The organism is Enterobacter sp. CFEC122 (assembly GCF_052983755.1).
On record NZ_JBRIQR010000006.1, the window covers coordinates 141,387 to 162,022 of the forward strand.

Genomic DNA, 20,636 nt, shown 5'->3' on the forward strand with positions numbered 1-20,636 from the left:
CATTTGCGCTTCGACGGTATATTTTGTTTTTTACCCGAAAATCGCAGGAGATAGCAGCATAATGACTGATAAGTTCCAGATCTTAGTTTTGAACGGACCGAACCTGAACATGCTCGGCACCCGTGAGCCGGAGAAGTACGGCACGCTGACATTAAGCGAAATTGTTAACCGTTTGAGCACGGAAGCAGCGTCGCTGAATGTGGATTTGGATCATTTTCAGTCAAACGCGGAGTACGCAATCATCGACCGTATTCATCAGGCTAAAGACAATGTGGACTATATCCTGATCAATCCGGCCGCGTTTACGCACACCAGTGTTGCTATCCGCGACGCACTGCTTGCGGTGAGTATCCCGTTTATCGAGATCCACCTGAGTAACGTGCACGCCCGAGAGCCGTTCCGTCACCATTCGTATCTGTCGGATATCGCTGCTGGCGTTATCTGTGGACTGGGCGCAGACGGCTATTCATACGCTTTACAGACAGCGGTAAAACGCTTGTCACAATCACACTAAACAAGAGTACGGAACCCACTCATGGATATTCGTAAGATTAAAAAACTGATCGAGCTGGTTGAAGAATCAGGCATCTCCGAACTGGAAATTTCTGAAGGCGAAGAGTCTGTACGCATCAGCCGTGCAGCCCCAGCCGCTAGCTTCCCGGTAATGCAGCAAGCTTACGCTGCGCCAGTGCAGCAGCCTGCGCTCTCCGCAGCCGTTGCACCAGCAGCAGCTGAAGCCGCACCTGCCGCTGCAGCAGAAATCAGTGGTCACATCGTACGTTCCCCAATGGTTGGTACTTTCTACCGCACCCCGAGCCCGGACGCGAAGGCGTTCATCGAAGTGGGTCAGAAAGTCAACGTAGGCGATACCCTGTGCATCGTTGAAGCGATGAAAATGATGAACCAGATCGAAGCAGACAAATCAGGTACTGTGAAAGCGATTCTGGTCGAAAGTGGTCAGCCGGTTGAATTTGACGAGCCGCTGGTCGTCATCGAGTAACGAGGCGTACATGCTGGATAAAATTGTTATCGCCAACCGCGGCGAGATCGCACTGCGTATTCTTCGTGCCTGTAAAGAACTGGGCATCAAGACTGTCGCTGTGCACTCAAGCGCGGATCGCGATTTAAAACACGTATTGCTGGCGGATGAGACGGTCTGTATTGGCCCGGCTCCGTCCGTAAAAAGCTATCTGAACATCCCGGCTATCATCAGCGCCGCTGAAATCACCGGCGCGGTGGCAATTCATCCGGGTTATGGCTTCCTCTCTGAGAACGCCAACTTTGCTGAGCAGGTTGAACGCTCTGGCTTTATCTTCATCGGCCCGAAAGCCGACACCATCCGCCTGATGGGCGACAAAGTGTCTGCGATCACCGCGATGAAAAAAGCCGGTGTACCAACCGTACCAGGCTCTGACGGCCCTCTGACCGACGACATGGATGCTAACCGTGCTCATGCTAAACGCATTGGCTACCCGGTTATCATCAAGGCGTCCGGCGGCGGCGGCGGTCGCGGTATGCGCGTTGTGCGCAGCGATGCTGAACTGGCGCAGTCCATCTCCATGACCAAAGCAGAAGCGAAAGCCGCTTTCAGCAATGACATGGTGTACATGGAAAAATACCTGGAAAACCCACGCCACATCGAAATTCAGGTGCTGGCTGACGGTCAGGGTAACGCGATCTATTTGGCTGAACGTGACTGCTCCATGCAGCGTCGTCACCAGAAGGTGGTCGAAGAAGCACCAGCGCCGGGCATTACTCCGGAACTGCGTCGCTACATCGGCGAACGTTGCGCTAAAGCGTGTGTCGATATCGGCTATCGTGGAGCGGGTACCTTTGAGTTCCTGTTCGAAAACGGCGAGTTCTACTTCATTGAGATGAACACCCGTATTCAGGTTGAACACCCGGTTACCGAAATGATCACCGGCGTTGACCTGATTAAAGAGCAGCTGCGTATCGCAGCCGGTCAGCCGCTGTCCATCAAGCAGGAAGAAGTGGTGGTGAAAGGCCATGCGGTAGAATGCCGTATCAACGCCGAAGACCCGAACACCTTCCTGCCAAGCCCGGGTAAAATCACGCGTTTCCACGCGCCGGGTGGCTTTGGCGTGCGCTGGGAGTCTCATATCTACGCCGGTTACACCGTACCGCCGTACTATGACTCAATGATCGGCAAGCTCATCTGCTACGGCGAAAACCGTGACGTGGCGATTGCCCGCATGAAGAACGCCCTGCAGGAACTGATCATCGACGGAATCAAAACCAACGTTGATCTGCAGATGCGCATCATGAGCGACGAGCACTTCCAGAATGGTGGAACCAACATCCACTATCTGGAGAAAAAACTCGGTCTGAACGAGAAGTAAGAGACCTGTGTTGTGAAAAGGCCGGATTATCCGGCCTTTTTTATTTCTGGGGCCTGGAAAGCCTCATCATGTACAATCCCCGCTTTCTTCATCCACAAGGGACAAAAAATGGACAAACGTTTTGTTCAGGCCCATAAAGAAGCGCGCTGGGCGCTGTGGCTGACCCTTCTCTATCTTGCTGCATGGTTAGTAACCGCTTACTTACCAGACTCTGCTATTGGCATCACCGGCCTGCCGCACTGGTTCGAATTGGCCTGCCTGCTGGTTCCGCTGGTGTTTATCCTGCTGTGCTGGGCAATGGTGAAATTTATCTACCGGGATATTCCGCTGGAGGACGATGATGCAGCTTGAAGTCATTCTGCCGCTTGTCGCTTACCTGCTGGTCGTATTTGGATTGTCCATTTACGCCATGCGCAAAAGAACGACCGGTGCCTTTCTGAACGAGTATTTCCTCGGCAGCCGTTCGATGGGCGGCGTTGTGCTGGCAATGACGCTGACCGCGACCTATATCAGCGCCAGCTCGTTTATTGGCGGCCCCGGTGCGGCCTACAAATACGGGTTAGGCTGGGTTTTGCTGGCGATGATCCAACTGCCTGCCGTCTGGCTCTCGCTGGGCATACTGGGTAAAAAATTTGCCATTCTGGCGCGCCGTTACAATGCCGTGACGCTCAACGATATGCTCTTTGCCCGTTACCAGAGCCGCTTGCTGGTGTGGCTGGCGAGCTTGAGCCTGCTGGTGGCGTTTATCGGTGCGATGACCGTACAGTTTATCGGCGGTGCGCGTCTGCTGGAAACGGCGGCCGGCATCCCTTACGAGACAGGCCTCATCATCTTCGGGGTAAGCATCGCGCTCTATACTGCGTTTGGCGGATTCCGCGCCAGCGTGCTGAACGATACGCTGCAGGGAATGGTGATGCTCATCGGTACGATCGTTCTGCTGGTGGGGATTGTCCATGCGGCGGGTGGACTCACTCACGCGGTGGAAACCCTGGAAGCGATTGACCCGAAACTGGTCTCGCCGCAGGGCGCAGATGATATCCTCTCTCCGACCTTTATGACCTCATTCTGGGTGTTAGTCTGCTTCGGAGTAATTGGTCTGCCGCATACCGCCGTGCGCTGTATCTCCTATAAAGACAGCAAAGCCGTTCACAAGGGCATCATCATCGGGACGATTGTGGTCGCTGTCCTGATGTTTGGTATGCATCTGGCGGGGGCATTAGGGCGCGCGGTAATCCCCGATCTTACCGTGCCGGATCTGGTTATCCCGACGCTGATGGTCAAAGTACTGCCCCCCTTTGCCGCCGGGATTTTCCTCGCCGCGCCAATGGCCGCCATTATGTCGACCATCAACGCTCAGTTACTGCAAAGTTCCGCTACGATCATTAAAGATCTCTATCTGAACCTGCGCCCTGAGCAGGTTGAAAATGAACGTCGCCTGAAGCATATGTCGGCGGTGATTACGCTGGTGCTAGGCGCGTTGCTGCTGTTAGCCGCATGGCGCCCGCCGGAGATGATCATCTGGCTGAACCTGCTGGCATTTGGTGGGCTTGAGGCGGTATTCCTGTGGCCGCTGGTGTTAGGGCTCTACTGGGAACGCGCAAATGCTGCCGGTGCGCTGAGCGCGATGATTGTTGGCGGCGTGCTGTACGCCGTCCTCGCAACGTTTAAGATCCAGTACCTGGGCTTCCATCCGATTGTGCCTTCGTTACTGCTAAGTTTACTGGCGTTTGTGGTGGGGAACCGTTTCGGTCAGCCCGTCCCACAGCCCGCTATGATTTCTACTGATAAATAAAGAGTTTTGCCATGCCGTGGATCCAACTAAAACTGAATACAACCGGCGCGAACGCCGAAGAGCTGAGCGATGCGCTGATGGAGGCCGGCTCGGTCTCTATCACCTTCCAGGACACGCATGACACGCCGGTCTTTGAACCGCTGCCGGGCGAAACCCGCCTGTGGGGCGATACCGACGTGATTGGCCTGTTCGATGCTGAAACCGACATGAAAGAGGTCGTCGCGATTCTGGAAAACCACCCTCTGCTGGGCGCGGGCTTTGCGCACAAAATCGAACAGCTGGAAGACAAAGACTGGGAACGCGAATGGATGGATAACTTCCACCCGATGCAGTTCGGCAAGCGTCTGTGGATCTGCCCAAGCTGGCGCGAGGTTCCTGATGAAAACGCGGTTAACGTCATGCTCGATCCGGGTCTGGCGTTTGGTACCGGCACCCATCCAACGACCTCCCTGTGCCTGCAGTGGCTGGATGGTCTCGATCTGGATGGTAAGACGGTGATCGACTTCGGCTGTGGATCCGGGATCCTTGCGATTGCCGCCCTGAAACTGGGCGCGGCAAAAGCTATCGGGATCGATATCGATCCGCAGGCCATTCAGGCCAGTCGCGACAACGCCGAGCGCAACGGCGTTTCCGATCGACTGGAGCTGTATCTGCCGGATGCGCAGCCAGAAGCCATGAAAGCCGATGTGGTGGTTGCAAACATTCTGGCGGGCCCATTGCGCGAGCTGGCTCCGTTAATCAGCGTGCTGCCCGTTGAGGGCGGTCTGCTGGGACTTTCGGGTATCCTGGCAAGCCAGGCAGACAGCGTGTGTGAAGCCTACGCCGATCTTTTCGCTCTCGACCCGGTGGTGGAGAAAGAAGAGTGGTGCCGTATTACCGGTCGTAAAAAATAAGCATTTGGCGTGGTCCTCTGACCACGCCCCTCTTCCTCTGATAATCCTCTCTCCCTCTGCCATTCTTCGGTAAAATAACCCCACAAATCATGTTGATTTGTATTAAAAAATTCACCGGAAGAATATGATGAAACACATTACAGGCAAGGCAGCGCTGTTTGCGCTGAGCATGGTTTCGGCTTCAGCATTCGCATCACACTGGGGCTATGAAGGGGAAGGTTCACCGGAACACTGGGGTGAACTGGACGAGGCCTACAAGACCTGCCAGAGCGGGATGAACCAGTCTCCGATAAATATTGATTCGACCGCTAACGCCCATCTCTCCCCGCTGCAAACACACTACATTGATGGTCCTGTAACGCTGACCAATAATGGCCATACCATTCAGGCTAGCGAACAGGCTGACACCCGTGACACCATCACTCTGGACAAGCAAACCTGGACGCTCCAGCAGTTCCACTTCCATGCACCAAGCGAAAACACCGTGCACGGCAAGAAGTACGCGATGGAGATGCATCTGGTACATAAAAACAGCGCAGGTGAGCTGACCGTGGTAGCCGTCATGTTTGATAAAGGGGCTGCGAATCCGGAGCTGGATAAGCTGTGGAGCGTGATGCCGCAGCAGGCTGAACAGAACGTCTTCATTGAGAAGGATCTCAACCTGAACAAGCTGCTGCCGAAGGTGAAAACCTACTGGCGCTTTAGCGGATCTCTGACCACGCCACCGTGTTCTGAAGGGGTCACCTGGATCGTGCTCAAACAGCCGTTAACCGTCTCAGCAGAACAGCTTGAGAAATTTACCCATACCATGCATCACGATAATAACCGTCCGGTACAGTCTCTGCATGGGCGCGTTGTGGTCGAATAACGCCCATTCTGAGTCTTAAGATCATGTTCTAAAATGCGACGCAGATCGCAAAGAAGAGGGAAAATCTGCTGCTAAAAACAGCAGATTATCCCGCTCAGGTAAGCCATTTATTCAGAAATGATGAGAAGTTACGGGAAATTGTAAGCGCTCATAAAATAGCCATTCCTGCCTAACACAATGATTTAAATAGTGAATAATTCTTAACGGAAAGATTGAGCGGCGATTCCTTGATCTACAACAGTGGATTGTTCAAAGTTTGGCCTTTCATCTCGTGCAAAAAATGCGTAATATACGCCGCCTTGCAGTCACAGTATGGTCATTTCTTAACTCATGCGCATCGGACACCACCAGCTTAGAAATCGCCTGATCGCAGCCCCTATGGCAGGTATTACCGACCGGCCGTTCAGGACGCTGTGCTATGAGATGGGAGCCGGTTTAACCGTATCCGAGATGATGTCGTCTAACCCGCAGGTTTGGGAAAGCGATAAATCCCGCCTTCGGATGGTGCACATTGATGAACCCGGTATTCGCACCGTGCAAATTGCCGGAAGCGTGCCTGAAGAGATGGCAGATGCCGCGCGTATCAACGTGGAAAGTGGTGCCCAGATTATTGATATCAATATGGGGTGCCCGGCCAAAAAAGTGAATCGCAAGCTTGCAGGTTCAGCCCTTCTGCAATACCCCGACCAGGTGAAAGCTATCCTGACGGCGGTTGTCAGCGCAGTGGACGTTCCTGTTACGTTAAAGATTCGCACGGGTTGGTCGCCGGAACACCGTAACTGTGTAGAGATTGCCCAACTGGCCGAAGACTGTGGCATTCAGGCCCTGACCATTCATGGACGCACGCGCGCCTGTTTGTTCAACGGTGAAGCTGAATACGACAGCATTCGGGCAGTTAAGCAGAAAGTTTCCATTCCGATTATCGCGAATGGCGACATAACTGACCCGCTTAAAGCCAGAGCGGTGCTCGACTATACGGGAGCTGATGCTCTGATGATAGGACGTGCCGCTCAGGGAAGACCCTGGATCTTTCGGGAAATCCAGCATTATCTGGACACTGGAGAGCTGCTTGCTCCCCTGCCTCTGGCAGAGGTTAAGCGCTTGCTTTGTTCGCATGTTCGGGAACTGCATGACCACTACGGTCAGGCGAAAGGGTACCGAATTGCGCGTAAACACGTTTCCTGGTATCTCCAGGAGCACGCTCCAGATGACCAGTTTCGGCGCACATTCAACGCCATTGAGGATGCCAGCGAACAGCTGGAGGCGTTGGAGGCATACTTCGAAAATCTTGCGTAATGAAATAAAGAGCTGACAGAACTATGTTCGAACAACGCGTAAATTCTGACGTACTGACCGTTTCTACCGTTAACTCTCAGGATCAGGTAACTCAAAAGCCCCTGCGTGACTCGGTTAAACAGGCACTGAAGAACTATTTTGCTCAACTGAACGGTCAGGATGTTAATGACCTGTATGAGCTGGTACTGGCTGAAGTTGAACAGCCACTGTTGGACATGGTGATGCAATACACCCGCGGTAACCAAACCCGCGCTGCGCTGATGATGGGTATCAACCGTGGTACTCTGCGTAAGAAACTGAAAAAATACGGCATGAACTGATACTAATCAGTTAAATGCTTGTTTAAAAAGGCGCTCTTCGGCATGGGGAAGCGCCTTTTTTATTCCCTGCTTCACTCCGTCAACGCTTTGTAAACCTTCACTTATCCCGCTTTAAAACCGCCGCTTTTGGTGTATATTTCCCCCACTTTACTGGCGCTCTTCTCGCGGAATGACACAATGATTCGTAAATACTGGTGGCTGGTTGTTTTTGCAATCTCCGTTCTGATTTTCGATGCACTTCTGATGCAGTGGATTGAACTGATGAGCACCGAAACCGATAAGTGTCGCAATATGAACTCCGTGAATCCCCTGAAACTCGTAAACTGTTCAGAGCTCGACTAGCCGCCTGATTGCGCAAACTCCCCGTGATTACCCACTAAAAACGGGGATTTAAATCCCTTTGAGCCATTACCCGACGGTGATAATGTCTCGCCCTTCTCAACCGCTCTAGCGTAACCCCACACTCGAGTAGAACCGTCCATGCTGGTCAGCCAATACAACCATATCCTTGTTGTCCTCTCCTTTGTTGTTGCCATCCTTGCGGCGTATACCGCACTGAATATGGCGGCACGTGTCGCCGGGAGTGAGGGTGTAGCTGCCCGCGTCTGGCTGGCGGCGGTATTGCAATGGGCATCGGCGTGTGGGCCATGCATTTTATCGGCATGCTGGCGATGGATCTCTCCATGAGCATGAGCTACAACGCCAGCCTGACGGCGTTATCCATGGTCATCGCCGTCGGATCGTCACTGTTCGCGCTCTGGCTCGTGAGCTGCGATCAATTACGCTTGCGCCGTCTGCTGCCCGGTGCGCTGGTGATGGGAAGCGGTATTGTTGCCATGCATTACACCGGCATGGCCGCGCTGGAAGTGATGCCCGGGATTATCTGGGATAAGGTCTGGGTGGCCATTTCGGTCGCCATTGCGCTTGCCGCTTCACTCGCGGTATTATGGCTGACCTTCCGCCTGCGTCACGACGCCGCGCAGGTCGTGCTGATGCGCACGGGTGCCGCCATCACCATGGGCATAGCCATTGCCGGGATGCACTACGCCGGGATGAAAGCCGCACAGTTTCCGATGTCCACAATGGTTCACCATGAGGGTATTAACGGGAGCTGGCTGGCGGTGCTGGTGAGCGTTGTCGCGCTCTCTATTCTTGGGATTACCCTGTTGGTATCAATGCTGGACGCCCGCCTTCAGGCGCGTACCGCCCTTCTGGCCTCGTCCCTTGCAGAAGCTAACCGGGAACTCGCACAGCTGGCCCTGCACGATACCCTGACGCGGCTGCCCAACCGTATCCTGCTGGAAGACCGACTCGATCAGGCCATCAGCAAAGCCGATCGCGAGGGAACCCATTTTGCCCTGATGTTCATGGATCTCGACGGCTTTAAAGCCATCAATGACGCTTACGGCCATGATGTCGGTGACAAGCTGCTGATTGCCGTAACGGAGCGCCTGCTGCATCTCCTGAAGGGCCAGTTCACCCTGGCACGTATCGGCGGTGATGAGTTTGTTCTGCTGGCTGAGGGGGAAGGCCCGGACGATGCGGCCTCCCTGGCGAATTCGCTGGTGCGCGCGATCGATAGCCCGTTCAACCTCGACCACTATGAACTGATGGTCACCCTCAGCATTGGGATCGCGCTGTATCCTCACGACGGCAAAACCGAACGTGAGCTCATGTTTAACGCCGATGCGGCGATGTACCATACCAAGCATATGGGCCGGAACGGTTACCACTTTTTCCAGCCCTCGATGAATACGCTGGCGCAGACCCACCTTCAGTTAATGAACGATCTGTGGATGGCGATCGATCGCAATGAGCTCCGCCTGCTGTATCAGCCAAAATTTCACGCCCCCGCCGGCCCTCTCCTTGGATTTGAGGCGTTATTGCGCTGGCAGCATCCTAAGCAGGGGTTACTGACCCCGGACCTTTTCCTGCCGCTGGCGGAGAAAACGGGGCTGATTATCCCTATCGGCAACTGGGTAATTAATGAAGCCTGTCGCCAGCTGCGTGAATGGCATCTTCAGGGACATCAAAGCTGGTCAATGGCGGTAAACCTGTCGACGCTGCAGTTTGAACAGCCTTCGCTGGTCAACACGGTTCTCAACTGCCTGGCACTTCATCATGTGCCACCAGAAATGTTGATCCTGGAGGTGACGGAAACCACGGCCATGAGCAACCCGGATGAAAGTGTACGGGTGCTGACAGAGCTGACGGAAGCGGGCGTCAAGGCCTCCATTGATGATTTTGGCACCGGCTATTCAAGCCTGCTGTACCTCAAGCGCTTACCCGCCTGTGAATTGAAAATCGACAGGGCGTTCGTGAAAGAGCTCAGCGGAGAAAGCGAGGATGCCACCATTGTCTCCGCGATTGTGGCCCTCGCCAAAACACTCAATCTGAAAGTCGTGGCTGAAGGCGTAGAAACCGAAGCACAGCAGGCCTTTTTGACCGAGTTGGGCTGCAACACCCTTCAGGGTTATCTGTTAGGTAAACCCGTCAGCGCGCAAACCATAGAGGCGCTTTGTGCGCGAGGGGAGATGCTACCTGGCGCAGGGCTGTAAGCATCATCATGAGGCGATACGCGAATGACAGGGAGTGTCGCCAGAATGCTATCGACCAGGGCGGGTGCCTGCTGATAAAGATTGAAACTTTCGTTATTCATTAACCAGTTTTTAATTATTCCGCTAAAAAAGCCGTGGAATACGATCAAGGTCAGATCAACATTTACCTTTGGCGAAATGATGTTCCGTGAAATACAGGCCTCCAGCGAGGCACGCAGCGTGTCATAATTGAATCCAATCCGTTTTCTGATGTCTCTCTCTGAAATCATGTCACTGCTAAATTCACATTTATGATACAAAATTTGTAAAAGTGCGCATTGTCGAGGCTCACGCGCAATATACTGCAACGCAGTAATAAATTGCTCACGAAGTATTAACAATGGATCATCACCTTCGGAAAGGGAAAGCCTGTCGCGAATAATGTCGCGAAGCGGTAATTGCTGCTCCCAGATGGCATTAAATATTTCAGCTTTACTGGTGAAGTGCCAATAGATTGCACCGCGCGTCACATTTGCAGCATCCGCGATGTCCGTCAGCGTGGTGTTGGCTACGCCACGCGTCGCAAACTGCCCGATAGCCGCCTCAATCAACTGCTGCCGGGTTTGTTGAGCTTCTTCTTTCTTTTTCCGCGCCATAGACAACGACTCGCTACTCACAAAGTTTATACGTAACACAGGTCAGGAGAACGAAAGTATTCACCAATTCCCGTTTTAGTTTTGCACAAAAAAAGTCAATCTTCTTAATTTATAGTTTAGCTAAATACATATTTAAGTTTAAATTCATGCCATGAATAAATGAGGCACATTAAGCGCTATTTAACTGATTAGCTTGCCGGAAGAAGACAGAGAAATAAACCGAGTCTGATTCTGATTTTTCTGCTCAGACCTTGCCATTCGCACTTATAAATTAAAAAACATTAAATACCCTCATTATTATACGCAGCTACATTTTATTTTTTTATCCCGCTGCCCCTGCTACCGATTCACGCTAAATATCGGTTACCGGGTATTTAAAGGAACAGTAATGACGAATCATTTCAGACGCTTACCCTTAGCCGGTTTCATTGTCTGCGCTGTGCTGCTCTCAGGATGCGATGGCCAGGAAAACCAACAACAACATCCGCAGGCTCCCCAGGTCAGTGTGCATATTGTGAAAAGCGCACCGCTGGCTGTCACCACTGAACTCCCGGGCAGAACAGATGCGTTCCGCGTTGCAGAGGTTCGTCCGCAGGTTAGCGGTATTATCCTGCGTCGCAACTTCACGGAGGGCAGCGATGTAAAAGCTGGAGATTCGCTTTACCAGATTGATCCTGCAATCTATCAGGCGGCTTACGACAACGCCAAAGGCGAGCTGGCGAAGGCCCAGGCGGCGGCCAATATTGCTCACCTGACGGTGAAACGTTATCTCCCGCTGGTCGGTACACAGTATGTCAGCAAGCAGGAGTATGACCAGGCCGTGGCCACGGCCCAGCAGGCAGACGCCAGCGTCGTCGCCGCCAAAGCGGGCGTTGAAAGCGCGCGCATCAACCTTGCCTATACCAAAGTGACATCGCCCGTTGATGGTCGCATCGGTAAATCCAGCGTAACGGAAGGGGCGCTGGTCACCAACGGGCAGGCAGCGGCGCTGGCAACGGTTCAGCAGCTTGATCCGATGTATGTCGATGTCACCCAGTCCAGTAATGATTTTTTGCGCCTGAAGCAGACGAGCCTGCAAAAAGGCGATACCGCCAGCAGCGTTGAGCTACTGATGGAGAACGGGCAGCCCTATCCGCTGAAGGGCACATTGCAGTTCTCAGACGTCACGGTGGATCAAAGTACCGGCTCGATTACCCTGCGCGCCATTTTCCCGAATCCTCAACATCTGCTGTTACCGGGTATGTTCGTTCGCGCCCGGATTGATGAAGGTACGCAGCCGGATGCGATTCTGGTTCCCCAACAAGGCGTGACTCGTACGCCGCGAGGCGATGCCACCGTGATGGTGGTGAACGATAAAAACCAGGTTGAGTCTCGCACCGTCGTTGCGCCTCAGGCGATTGGCGACCGCTGGCTGGTGACGGAAGGGCTGAAAAACGGTGACCGCGTGATTGTCAGCGGGCTACAAAAGGTCAGACCGGGCGTAACCGTCGTCGCTACGCCTGATACCACCACCGCTCCAGCCAGTTAAGGGACGACGACATGGCTAATTTCTTTATTCAGAGACCGGTTTTCGCCTGGGTACTTGCCATCATTTTGATGATTGCTGGTGGGCTAGCCATTCTCAAACTTCCCGTCGCACAGTATCCGACCATTGCGCCTCCCGCCGTGGCGATATCCGCGACCTACCCGGGAGCAGATGCTCAAACGGTGCAGGATACCGTGACCCAGGTTATCGAACAGAACATGAACGGTATCGATAACCTGATGTATATGTCCTCCACCAGCGATTCAGCGGGTAACGTCACCATCACCCTGACCTTCGAGTCCGGAACCGATCCGGACATCGCCCAGGTGCAGGTGCAGAACAAGCTACAGCTCGCCATGCCGCTGCTGCCGCAAGAGGTGCAGCAGCAAGGGATTGGCGTTGAGAAGTCCAGCAGTAGCTTCCTGCTGGTCGCCGGTTTTGTTTCAGACAACAAAAACCTCACGCAGAATGACATCTCCGACTATGTTGCCTCGAACGTCAAAGATGCCATCAGCCGAACGTCTGGTGTCGGTGACGTGCAGCTGTTCGGCGCCCAATATGCGATGCGTATCTGGCTCGACAGCAATGCGATGAACAAATACCAGCTGACGCCGCTGGATATTATCAACCAGCTGAAAACGCAGAACGACCAGATAGCGGCAGGCCAGTTGGGCGGGACGCCATCCATCCCAGGACAGCAGCTGAATGCCTCGATCATCGCGCAAACCCGCCTGAAATCACCGGAAGAGTTTGGCCGCGTGACGCTCAAGGTGAACCAGGACGGCTCGATGGTGCATCTGAAGGATGTGGCTCGCATTGAGCTGGGTGGCGAAAACTACAACATGGTGACAAAAATCAACGGGCAGGCGGCAACCGGCCTGGGGATTAAGCTGGCAACCGGGGCAAATGCGCTGGATACAGCGGCAGCCATCAAGAGCAAGCTGGCACAACTGCAGCCGTTCTTCCCGCAGGGGCTAAAAGTCGTCTACCCCTATGACACCACACCGTTTGTGAAAATCTCCATCCACGAAGTGGTGAAGACCCTGTTTGAAGCGATTATTCTCGTCTTCCTGGTTATGTACTTGTTCCTGCAAAACCTGCGGGCAACGCTCATCCCGACTATCGCGGTTCCGGTCGTTCTGCTGGGTACCTTCGCGGTTCTGGCGGCGTTCGGTTTCTCCATCAATACCCTGACAATGTTCGGCATGGTGCTGGCGATAGGTCTGCTGGTTGATGACGCTATCGTGGTCGTTGAGAACGTTGAACGCGTCATGGTCGAGGACAAGCTGCCGCCGAAAGAGGCTACGCAGAAATCGATGGGACAGATCCAGGGGGCACTGGTGGGGATCGCCATGGTGCTCTCGGCGGTCTTTATCCCGATGGCCTTTTTTGGCGGCTCGACGGGGGCGATCTATCGCCAGTTCTCGCTAACTATCGTTTCCGCTATGGCATTGTCAGCACTGGTTGCGCTAATCCTGACGCCAGCGCTCTGTGCAACGTTGCTTAAGCCTGTTTCAGCCGATCATCATGAGAAAAAAGGGGGTTTCTTCGGCTGGTTTAATGCGCTCTTTGATAAGAGCGTTGAGCACTACAGTAACAGCGTGAGCGGTATCTTGCGCAAGACCGGACGCTATCTGTTGGTGTACGTCATTATTGTCGGTGGAATGGCGGTGCTCTTCCTGCGCTTACCCACCTCCTTCCTCCCCGAAGAGGATCAGGGGGTGTTTATGACGATGGTTCAGCTCCCGGCGGGGGCAACCCAGACGCGTACTCAGCAGGTTCTCGACCAGGTTCAGGACTACTACCTGAACAAAGAGAAAGCAAATGTTGAATCCGTCTTTACCGTAAACGGCTTTAGCTTTAGCGGCCAGGGTCAGAACTCCGGTATTGCCTTCATCAGCCTGAAGCCCTGGGAAGAGCGTCCTGGGGCGGAAAATGGCGTTGAAGCCATTGTGGGTCGCGCGACAAAAGCTTTCAGTCAGATTAAAGACGGCCTTGTATTCCCGTTTAACCTGCCCGCTATTATTGAGTTAGGTACCGCAACGGGCTTCGACTTTGAACTTATCGATCAGGCAAACCTGGGGCATACCCAGCTGACGCAGGCGCGTAACCAGCTGCTCGGCATGGTGAAAGAGCATCCTGACCTGCTGGTGCGCGTACGCCCAAACGGTCTTGAAGATACGCCTCAGTTCAAACTGGATGTCGATCAGGAGAAAGCACAGGCGCTGGGCGTCAGTCTTTCTGACGTCAACCAGACGATTTCGACGGCCTTAGGGGGCACCTATGTGAATGACTTTATCGATCATGGCCGCGTGAAAAAAGTCTATGTACAGGCCGACGCGAAATTCCGTATGTTGCCAGGGGATATTAACAACCTTTATGTGCGCAGCGCGAACGGGGAAATGGTGCCGTTCTCAGCCTTTAGCAACGCTCACTGGGTTTATGGTTCACCTCGTCTGGAGCGCTACAACGGAATGCCTTCGATGGAGATCCTCGGCGAATCAGCCCCGGGTAAAAGTACCGGTGAGGCCATGGCTATGATGGAAAGCCTCGCGGCAAAATTGCCTTCCGGCATCGGTTATGACTGGACGGGAATGTCTTACCAGGAGCGACTTTCGGGTAACCAGGCGCCTGCACTGTACGCCATTTCACTGATCGTGGTGTTCTTGTGTCTGGCAGCGCTGTATGAAAGCTGGTCCATTCCGTTCTCCGTTATGCTGGTTGTGCCGTTGGGGGTCATCGGGGCCCTTCTCGCAGCCTCGCTGCGCGGGTTAAACAATGACGTCTATTTCCAGGTCGGCCTGCTGACCACAATTGGTCTGTCGGCGAAAAACGCCATCCTGATCGTCGAATTTGCTAAAGACCTGATGGAGAAAGAAGGTAAAGGCATCATTGAAGCTACGCTTGAAGCGTCAAGGATGCGCCTTCGACCGATCCTGATGACCTCCCTGGCCTTTATCCTTGGCGTCATGCCGCTGGTGATCAGTACCGGAGCCGGGAGCGGTGCGCAAAACGCCGTCGGTACGGGTGTGATGGGGGGAATGCTTTCCGCAACGCTTCTGGCGATTTTCTTCGTGCCCGTCTTCTTTGTGGTTGTTCGTCGACGCTTTACCCGCCATAAAGATTAACATTTCCCTAAAAAGGCACCTCTGGTGCCTTTTTTATTTTTAACATAAACAATGAATTAGGCATTAAGCGAAAGCCATGTTAAAAATACAGTGATTTGCATTAAGTAAAAACACTCTCTTACCCCTTCATAATGTCTCCATTAATTCGTCCGGAAATCGATTTTTCTCCACGATTTTTACAAACTACATAATTTGAGATTATTCCTCGTGTAACGCGGACTTACCCCGGTGGTAAAATAACCTCCAGTTCGTTAATTGCCCTCCTGGCTTTATAGCGGACGAGAAATAATACTGAGGTAACATCATGAAAAGATTCATTTCCGTTGCACTACTCGCTGCGCTGCTTGCTGGTTGCGCGCACGACTCTCCATGTGTACCGGTTTACGACGACCAGGGCCGACTGGTTCATACCAATACCTGTATGAAAGGCACCACCCAGGACAACTGGGAAACAGCAGGTGCTATCGCTGGCGGCGCTGCCGCAGTGGCGGGCTTGACGCTGGGTATTGTTGCCCTGACGAAGTAACATCAGTTAAGAAAGCGCGGCTCTGGCCGCGCTTTTGCTTTTAATCAGTGCACTATTTTCAAAGAAGTAAAAAAATAGCCCCGTATTTATTCGTGCCTTTCATTTCAGCCTGAAGCCAGTCACATCTTTTTCGTACACTTTTTTAAATTACCTGTTCTATTGTGATGATTTTCACACATTAATATTATTGAATATCCTGCCAATATTCACTCTGGAAACTATCTCTTCTTTTTTCTGGCGCGACTCAAAACTTTTGCTCCAATTTGTGGCACAGGTTGTAATTTCGCACCGTTTCAGGGCGCTCGTTTTATTTAAGCCTGTCTACACTCAGCATTAAGCGTTCACTCATCTCTTATTTTGCCGAACGCAAAACTGGCATTACGTTTGCTTTATAAACGTTGGCCAAAGCCACAGACAGGTAAAGCGTTTAAAAACGCCTCTATAACGATAAATTTCGCCACACAGGAAGCATTATGAAAAAGACGATGATAGCCAGCCTGGCCGCTGCAGGCATGATGTTTGCCGTAGCCGGTCAAGCCCATGCGGGAACGACACTGGATGCCGTTAAAAAGAAAGGTTTTGTTCAATGTGGTATCAGTGACGGTTTGCCTGGCTTCTCTTATGCCGATGCGAACGGCAAATTTACCGGTATTGATGTAGATGTCTGCCGCGGTGTTGCCGCCGCCGTTTTTGGCGATGACAGCAAGGTAAAATATACCCCGCTGACGGCAAAAGAACGCTTTACGGCACTGCAGTCCGGCGAGGTTGACATGCTCTCCCGTAATACCACCTGGACCTCCTCCCGCGACGCGGGTATGGGGATGTCATTTACGGGCGTGACCTATTATGACGGGATCGGCTTCCTGACCCACAATAAAGCAGGCCTGAAAAGCGCCAAAGAGCTGGATGGTGCGACCGTTTGTATTCAGGCGGGCACCGATACCGAGCTGAATGTCGCCGATTATTTCAAAGCAAATAACATGAAATACACGCCAGTAACATTTGACCGCTCGGATGAGTCGGCTAAAGCGCTGGAATCCGGCCGTTGCGACACGCTGGCCTCTGACCAGTCACAGCTGTATGCCTTACGCATTAAGCTGAGCAATCCGGCAGAGTGGATTGTCCTGCCTGAAGTGATCTCCAAAGAACCTCTCGGCCCTGTCGTTCGTCGCGGCGATGAAGACTGGTTCTCTATTGTTCGCTGGACGCTGTTTGCCATGCTGAACGCAGAAGAGATGGGCATCAACTCGAAAAACGTGGATGAGAAAGCGGCTAACCCATCTAACCCGGATATGGCGCACCTGCTGGGTAAAGAAGGCGATTTCGGCAAGGATCTGAAGCTGGATAACAAGTGGGCCTACAACATCATCAAACAGGTGGGCAACTACTCTGAGATCTTTGAACGCAACGTGGGATCGGAAAGCCCGCTGAAGATCAAACGCGGCCAGAACAATCTCTGGAACAACGGCGGTATTCAGTACGCGCCACCAGTACGTTAAGTCATAGCTGTAACGGGCACTGCGCATGCAGTGCCCACTCCAGAGTCATGGTTACTGAGGTTTCTTTATGTCCCATCGCCGCTCAGCCGTAAAAGGATCGCTATCCTTTTCTCATCCCGCGGTCCGCGCCTGGCTATTCCAGATTATTGCTATTGTTGCGGTTGTTCTCATCGCCGTGTATCTCATCCACAACACCACCACCAACCTGAACAATCGCGGCATTACCTCCGGTTTTGCGTTTTTGGATCGCAGCGCGGGCTTTGGCATTGTTCAGCATCTTATTGATTACCAGGAAGGTGACACGTACGGACGCGTATTCGTGGTCGGTTTACTGAATACGCTGTTGGTATCGGCGCTTTGTATCGTCTTCGCGTCGATACTGGGCTTCTTTATTGGCCTGGCACGTCTTTCAGAAAACTGGCTCCTGCGGAAACTGTCGACGATTTATATCGAGACGTTCCGCAATATCCCCCCGCTGCTGCAGATCTTCTTCTGGTATTTCGCCGTACTGCGTAACCTTCCTGGTCCCCGTCAGGCCGTCGACGCGTTTGAGCTGTTTTTCCTGAGTAACCGTGGGTTGTCCATTCCTTCTCCTCAGCCGGGCGAAGGACTGTACGCTTTCATCGGCGCGATTGTGATAGCGCTTGCCCTCTCCGCTGGGGTATTCCGTTTTAACCGCAAGCATCAGATCAAAACCGGTCAGCTTCGTAGAACCTGGCCCACCGCAGTCATCCTGATCGTTAGCCTGCCGCTAGTGGCACACTGGCTGTTTGGCGCCGCGTTGCACTGGGATGTTCCCCATCTGCGAGGCTTTAACTTCCAGGGTGGAATGGTGTTAATTCCTGAACTGGCGGCCCTGACATTGGCGCTATCGATTTATACCTCAGCCTTTATCGCTGAGATTATTCGTGCCGGGATCCAGGCCGTCCCGCACGGGCAACACGAAGCGGCACGCTCACTAGGATTACCGCATACGGTGACGCTTCGTCAGGTCATTATTCCGCAGGCGTTGCGGGTCATCATTCCGCCGCTGACCAGCCAGTATCTCAACATTGTCAAAAACTCGTCGCTGGCCGCCGCTATTGGTTACCCGGATATGGTGTCCCTCTTCGCCGGAACCGTGCTTAACCAGACCGGACAAGCCATTGAAACCATCGCCATCACCATGTCTGTCTATCTCATCATCAGCCTGGTAATTTCACTGCTGATGAACCTCTATAACCGTCGTATAGCACTGGTCGAGCGCTAAGGATCTATGATGACAAAAGCGATACTGTCGCACGCCTCGCGCCCTGCCAACTCGACAGGTGGACGTTTCATTCTCTGGGCGCGAAAGAATCTGTTCTCCAGCTTGAGTAATAGCCTGCTGACGATTGTCTGCCTGTGGCTCATGTGGGAATTGATTCCTCCCCTGCTGAGCTGGGCGTTTTTACAGGCCAACTGGGTCGGTTCAACCCGAGCTGACTGTACAAAAGCCGGTGCCTGCTGGGTGTTTATTCATGAACGTTTCGGTCAGTTCATGTATGGATTGTATCCCCACGAACAGCGCTGGCGGATTAATCTCGCGCTGGTTATAGGCCTGCTCTCTGTCGCAGTCATGTTCTGGAAAAAGCTGCCTCATCGTGGACGCTATATTGCCGTCTGGGCGGTGGTTTATCCAATTATTGTCTGGGTGCTCTTGTATGGCGGTTTTCTGGGGCTGGAACGCGTTGAAACACGCCAGTGGGGCGGACTGACGCTGACGTTGATTATCGCGTCAGTGGGGATAGCCGGTGCTCTGCCGTGGGGGATTTTACTTGCCCTCGGACGGCGTTCAAAAATGCCGATCGTTCGCGTGCTCTCCGTTATCTTCATTGAGTTCTGGCGCGGCGTACCGCTTATCACCGTTCTGTTTATGTCATCGGTCATGCTGCCGCTATTTATGGCAGAAGGAACAACGATCGACAAACTGATCCGTGCCCTGGTCGGGGTGATCCTCTTCCAGTCCGCCTATGTCGCTGAAGTGGTGCGCGGTGGTCTGCAGGCGTTGCCTAAAGGCCAGTACGAAGCGGCGGAATCACTGGCGCTCGGCTACTGGAAAACCCAGGGGCTGGTCATTCTTCCCCAGGCACTCAAGCTGGTCATTCCGGGCCTGGTCAATACGATCATTGCCCTCTTCAAGGATACCAGCCTGGTGATCATCATCGGATTGTTCGATCTCTTTAGCAGCGTGCAACAGGCTACCGTTGACCCTGTCTGGCTGGGCATGTCCACCGAAGGATATGTCTTTGCTGCCCTGATCTACTGGATCTTTTGTTTTAGCATGTCGCGCTACAGCCAGCATCTGGAAAAGCGCTTTAACACCGGGCGTACACCGCACTGAGGAAAATATGAGCCAAATAACTATGACACCCGCCGACGCGATGATTACGCTGGAAGACGTGAACAAATGGTACGGACAGTTTCATGTCCTGAAGGATATTAATCTTAAGGTCAAGCAGGGAGAGCGCATCGTCCTGTGCGGCCCGTCCGGCTCCGGGAAATCCACAACCATTCGCTGTATTAACCACCTTGAAGAGCATCAGCAAGGACGCATCGTGGTTGATGGTATCGAGCTGAATGAAGATATCCGCAATATCGAACGCGTGCGTCAGGAAGTGGGAATGGTATTTCAGCACTTTAATCTTTTTCCGCACCTGACCGTTCTGCAGAACTGTACGCTCGCACCGATTTGGGTACGAAAGATGCCGAAAAAGGAAGCCGAGGCGTTGGCAATGCACTATCTGGAGCGTGTACGTATCGCAGAGCATGCCAATAAGTTTCCTGGTCAGATATCGGGTGGACAGCAGCAGCGTGTGGCTATCGCCCGTTCACTGTGTATGAAACCGAAAATTATGCTGTTTGATGAACCGACATCAGCCCTCGATCCGGAAATGGTGAAGGAGGTTCTGGATACCATGATTGGACTGGCACAATCCGGCATGACCATGCTGTGTGTCACGCATGAGATGGGGTTCGCGCGAACCGTGGCTGACCGGGTGATCTTTATGGATCGTGGGGAGATTGTTGAGCAGGCGCCGCCGGATGAGTTCTTTGCGCATCCGAAGTCAGAACGTACGCGAGCATTCCTGTCGCAGGTGATTCATTAATCAGATCTTTTTGCCCGGTGGCGCTGCGCTTACCGGGCCTACCGTTTTCACGAGAATCATAACGCAAAAAGGCCATCCTTTCGGATGGCCTTCTCACTTATTTGATGT

18 protein-coding genes and 1 pseudogene are annotated in these 20,636 nt (G+C 53.1%); 18 read left to right on the plus strand and 1 reads right to left on the minus strand.

The features are described 5' to 3' along the window. Window positions 1-61: 61 nt before the first annotated feature. The 11 genes and pseudogenes from aroQ to ACVCAM_RS06700 all read left to right on the plus strand — a co-directional run bounded on the left by aroQ (window position 62) and on the right by ACVCAM_RS06700 (window position 10,087). Window positions 62-514, plus strand: a complete 453-nt coding sequence (gene aroQ / locus ACVCAM_RS06650; protein WP_008502855.1) for a type II 3-dehydroquinate dehydratase — start codon at window positions 62-64, stop codon at window positions 512-514. A 21-nt stretch (window positions 515-535) separates the two neighbouring features. Further along, window positions 536-1,000, plus strand: coding sequence for an acetyl-CoA carboxylase biotin carboxyl carrier protein (gene accB, locus ACVCAM_RS06655; RefSeq protein ID WP_008502856.1), 465 nt, complete (start codon window positions 536-538; stop codon window positions 998-1,000). Between the two features lie 10 nt (window positions 1,001-1,010). Next, on the plus strand, window positions 1,011-2,360 hold the full coding sequence (accC, locus tag ACVCAM_RS06660; RefSeq protein ID WP_003860388.1) for an acetyl-CoA carboxylase biotin carboxylase subunit: 1,350 nt from the start codon (window positions 1,011-1,013) through the stop codon (window positions 2,358-2,360). A 108-nt stretch (window positions 2,361-2,468) separates the two neighbouring features. Next, the gene (locus ACVCAM_RS06665; protein ID WP_021242290.1) at window positions 2,469-2,711 is read left to right on the plus strand and encodes a YhdT family protein; all 243 of its coding nucleotides are present in this window, start codon (window positions 2,469-2,471) and stop codon (window positions 2,709-2,711) included. Further along, the gene (gene panF, locus ACVCAM_RS06670) at window positions 2,701-4,152 is read left to right on the plus strand and encodes a sodium/pantothenate symporter (RefSeq protein ID WP_008502858.1); all 1,452 of its coding nucleotides are present in this window, start codon (window positions 2,701-2,703) and stop codon (window positions 4,150-4,152) included. The genes ACVCAM_RS06665 and panF overlap by 11 nt, the downstream gene beginning before the upstream one ends. Window positions 4,153-4,163: 11 nt before the next feature. Next, on the plus strand, window positions 4,164-5,045 hold the full coding sequence (gene prmA, locus ACVCAM_RS06675) for a 50S ribosomal protein L11 methyltransferase (protein ID WP_008502859.1): 882 nt from the start codon (window positions 4,164-4,166) through the stop codon (window positions 5,043-5,045). Between the two features lie 127 nt (window positions 5,046-5,172). Beyond that, the gene (locus ACVCAM_RS06680) at window positions 5,173-5,913 is read left to right on the plus strand and encodes a carbonic anhydrase (RefSeq protein WP_025912571.1); all 741 of its coding nucleotides are present in this window, start codon (window positions 5,173-5,175) and stop codon (window positions 5,911-5,913) included. Between the two features lie 330 nt (window positions 5,914-6,243). Then, entirely contained in the window at window positions 6,244-7,209 is a 966-nt protein-coding gene (gene dusB / locus ACVCAM_RS06685; protein WP_008502861.1) for a tRNA dihydrouridine synthase DusB, read from the plus strand. Window positions 7,210-7,232: 23 nt separating this feature from the next. Beyond that, complete coding sequence (fis, locus tag ACVCAM_RS06690; protein WP_000462905.1) at window positions 7,233-7,529, plus strand: DNA-binding transcriptional regulator Fis; 297 nt, start codon at window positions 7,233-7,235, stop codon at window positions 7,527-7,529. A 177-nt stretch (window positions 7,530-7,706) separates the two neighbouring features. Beyond that, window positions 7,707-7,871: a DUF2556 family protein gene (locus ACVCAM_RS06695; protein ID WP_008502862.1), complete on the plus strand. Its 165-nt coding sequence runs from the start codon at window positions 7,707-7,709 to the stop codon at window positions 7,869-7,871. A gap of 138 nt (window positions 7,872-8,009) precedes the next feature. Next, a pseudogene (locus ACVCAM_RS06700) lies at window positions 8,010-10,087 on the plus strand (putative bifunctional diguanylate cyclase/phosphodiesterase). Here ACVCAM_RS06700 and envR read toward each other — a convergent pair. Continuing rightward, on the minus strand, window positions 10,003-10,722 hold the full coding sequence (envR, locus tag ACVCAM_RS06705; protein ID WP_008502864.1) for an acrEF/envCD operon transcriptional regulator: 720 nt from the start codon (window positions 10,720-10,722) through the stop codon (window positions 10,003-10,005). The pseudogene ACVCAM_RS06700 and the gene envR overlap by 85 nt on opposite strands. Before the next feature lie 388 nt (window positions 10,723-11,110). On the opposite strand from envR, the gene ACVCAM_RS06710 reads away from it, so the two are divergent. The 7 genes from ACVCAM_RS06710 to ACVCAM_RS06740 all read left to right on the plus strand — a co-directional run bounded on the left by ACVCAM_RS06710 (window position 11,111) and on the right by ACVCAM_RS06740 (window position 20,528). Beyond that, on the plus strand, window positions 11,111-12,250 hold the full coding sequence (locus ACVCAM_RS06710) for an efflux RND transporter periplasmic adaptor subunit (RefSeq protein ID WP_407223719.1): 1,140 nt from the start codon (window positions 11,111-11,113) through the stop codon (window positions 12,248-12,250). An 11-nt stretch (window positions 12,251-12,261) separates the two neighbouring features. Beyond that, window positions 12,262-15,375 (plus strand): efflux RND transporter permease subunit, encoded by a 3,114-nt coding sequence (locus ACVCAM_RS06715; RefSeq protein WP_447093555.1) that lies wholly within the window; start codon window positions 12,262-12,264, stop codon window positions 15,373-15,375. Between the two features lie 304 nt (window positions 15,376-15,679). Next, entirely contained in the window at window positions 15,680-15,901 is a 222-nt protein-coding gene (locus ACVCAM_RS06720) for a lipoprotein (protein ID WP_008502867.1), read from the plus strand. A gap of 473 nt (window positions 15,902-16,374) precedes the next feature. Further along, window positions 16,375-17,400: an amino acid ABC transporter substrate-binding protein gene (locus tag ACVCAM_RS06725; RefSeq protein ID WP_021242295.1), complete on the plus strand. Its 1,026-nt coding sequence runs from the start codon at window positions 16,375-16,377 to the stop codon at window positions 17,398-17,400. 67 nt (window positions 17,401-17,467) lie between these two features. Further along, window positions 17,468-18,649, plus strand: a complete 1,182-nt coding sequence (locus ACVCAM_RS06730; protein WP_447093556.1) for an amino acid ABC transporter permease — start codon at window positions 17,468-17,470, stop codon at window positions 18,647-18,649. A 9-nt stretch (window positions 18,650-18,658) separates the two neighbouring features. After that, window positions 18,659-19,762 carry an amino acid ABC transporter permease gene (locus ACVCAM_RS06735; RefSeq protein WP_025912573.1) on the plus strand — a complete coding sequence of 368 codons (1,104 nt, stop codon included), beginning with the start codon at window positions 18,659-18,661 and terminating at the stop codon, window positions 19,760-19,762. Window positions 19,763-19,769: 7 nt separating this feature from the next. Then, window positions 19,770-20,528: an amino acid ABC transporter ATP-binding protein gene (locus tag ACVCAM_RS06740; protein ID WP_008502871.1), complete on the plus strand. Its 759-nt coding sequence runs from the start codon at window positions 19,770-19,772 to the stop codon at window positions 20,526-20,528. Window positions 20,529-20,636 lie beyond the last annotated feature (108 nt).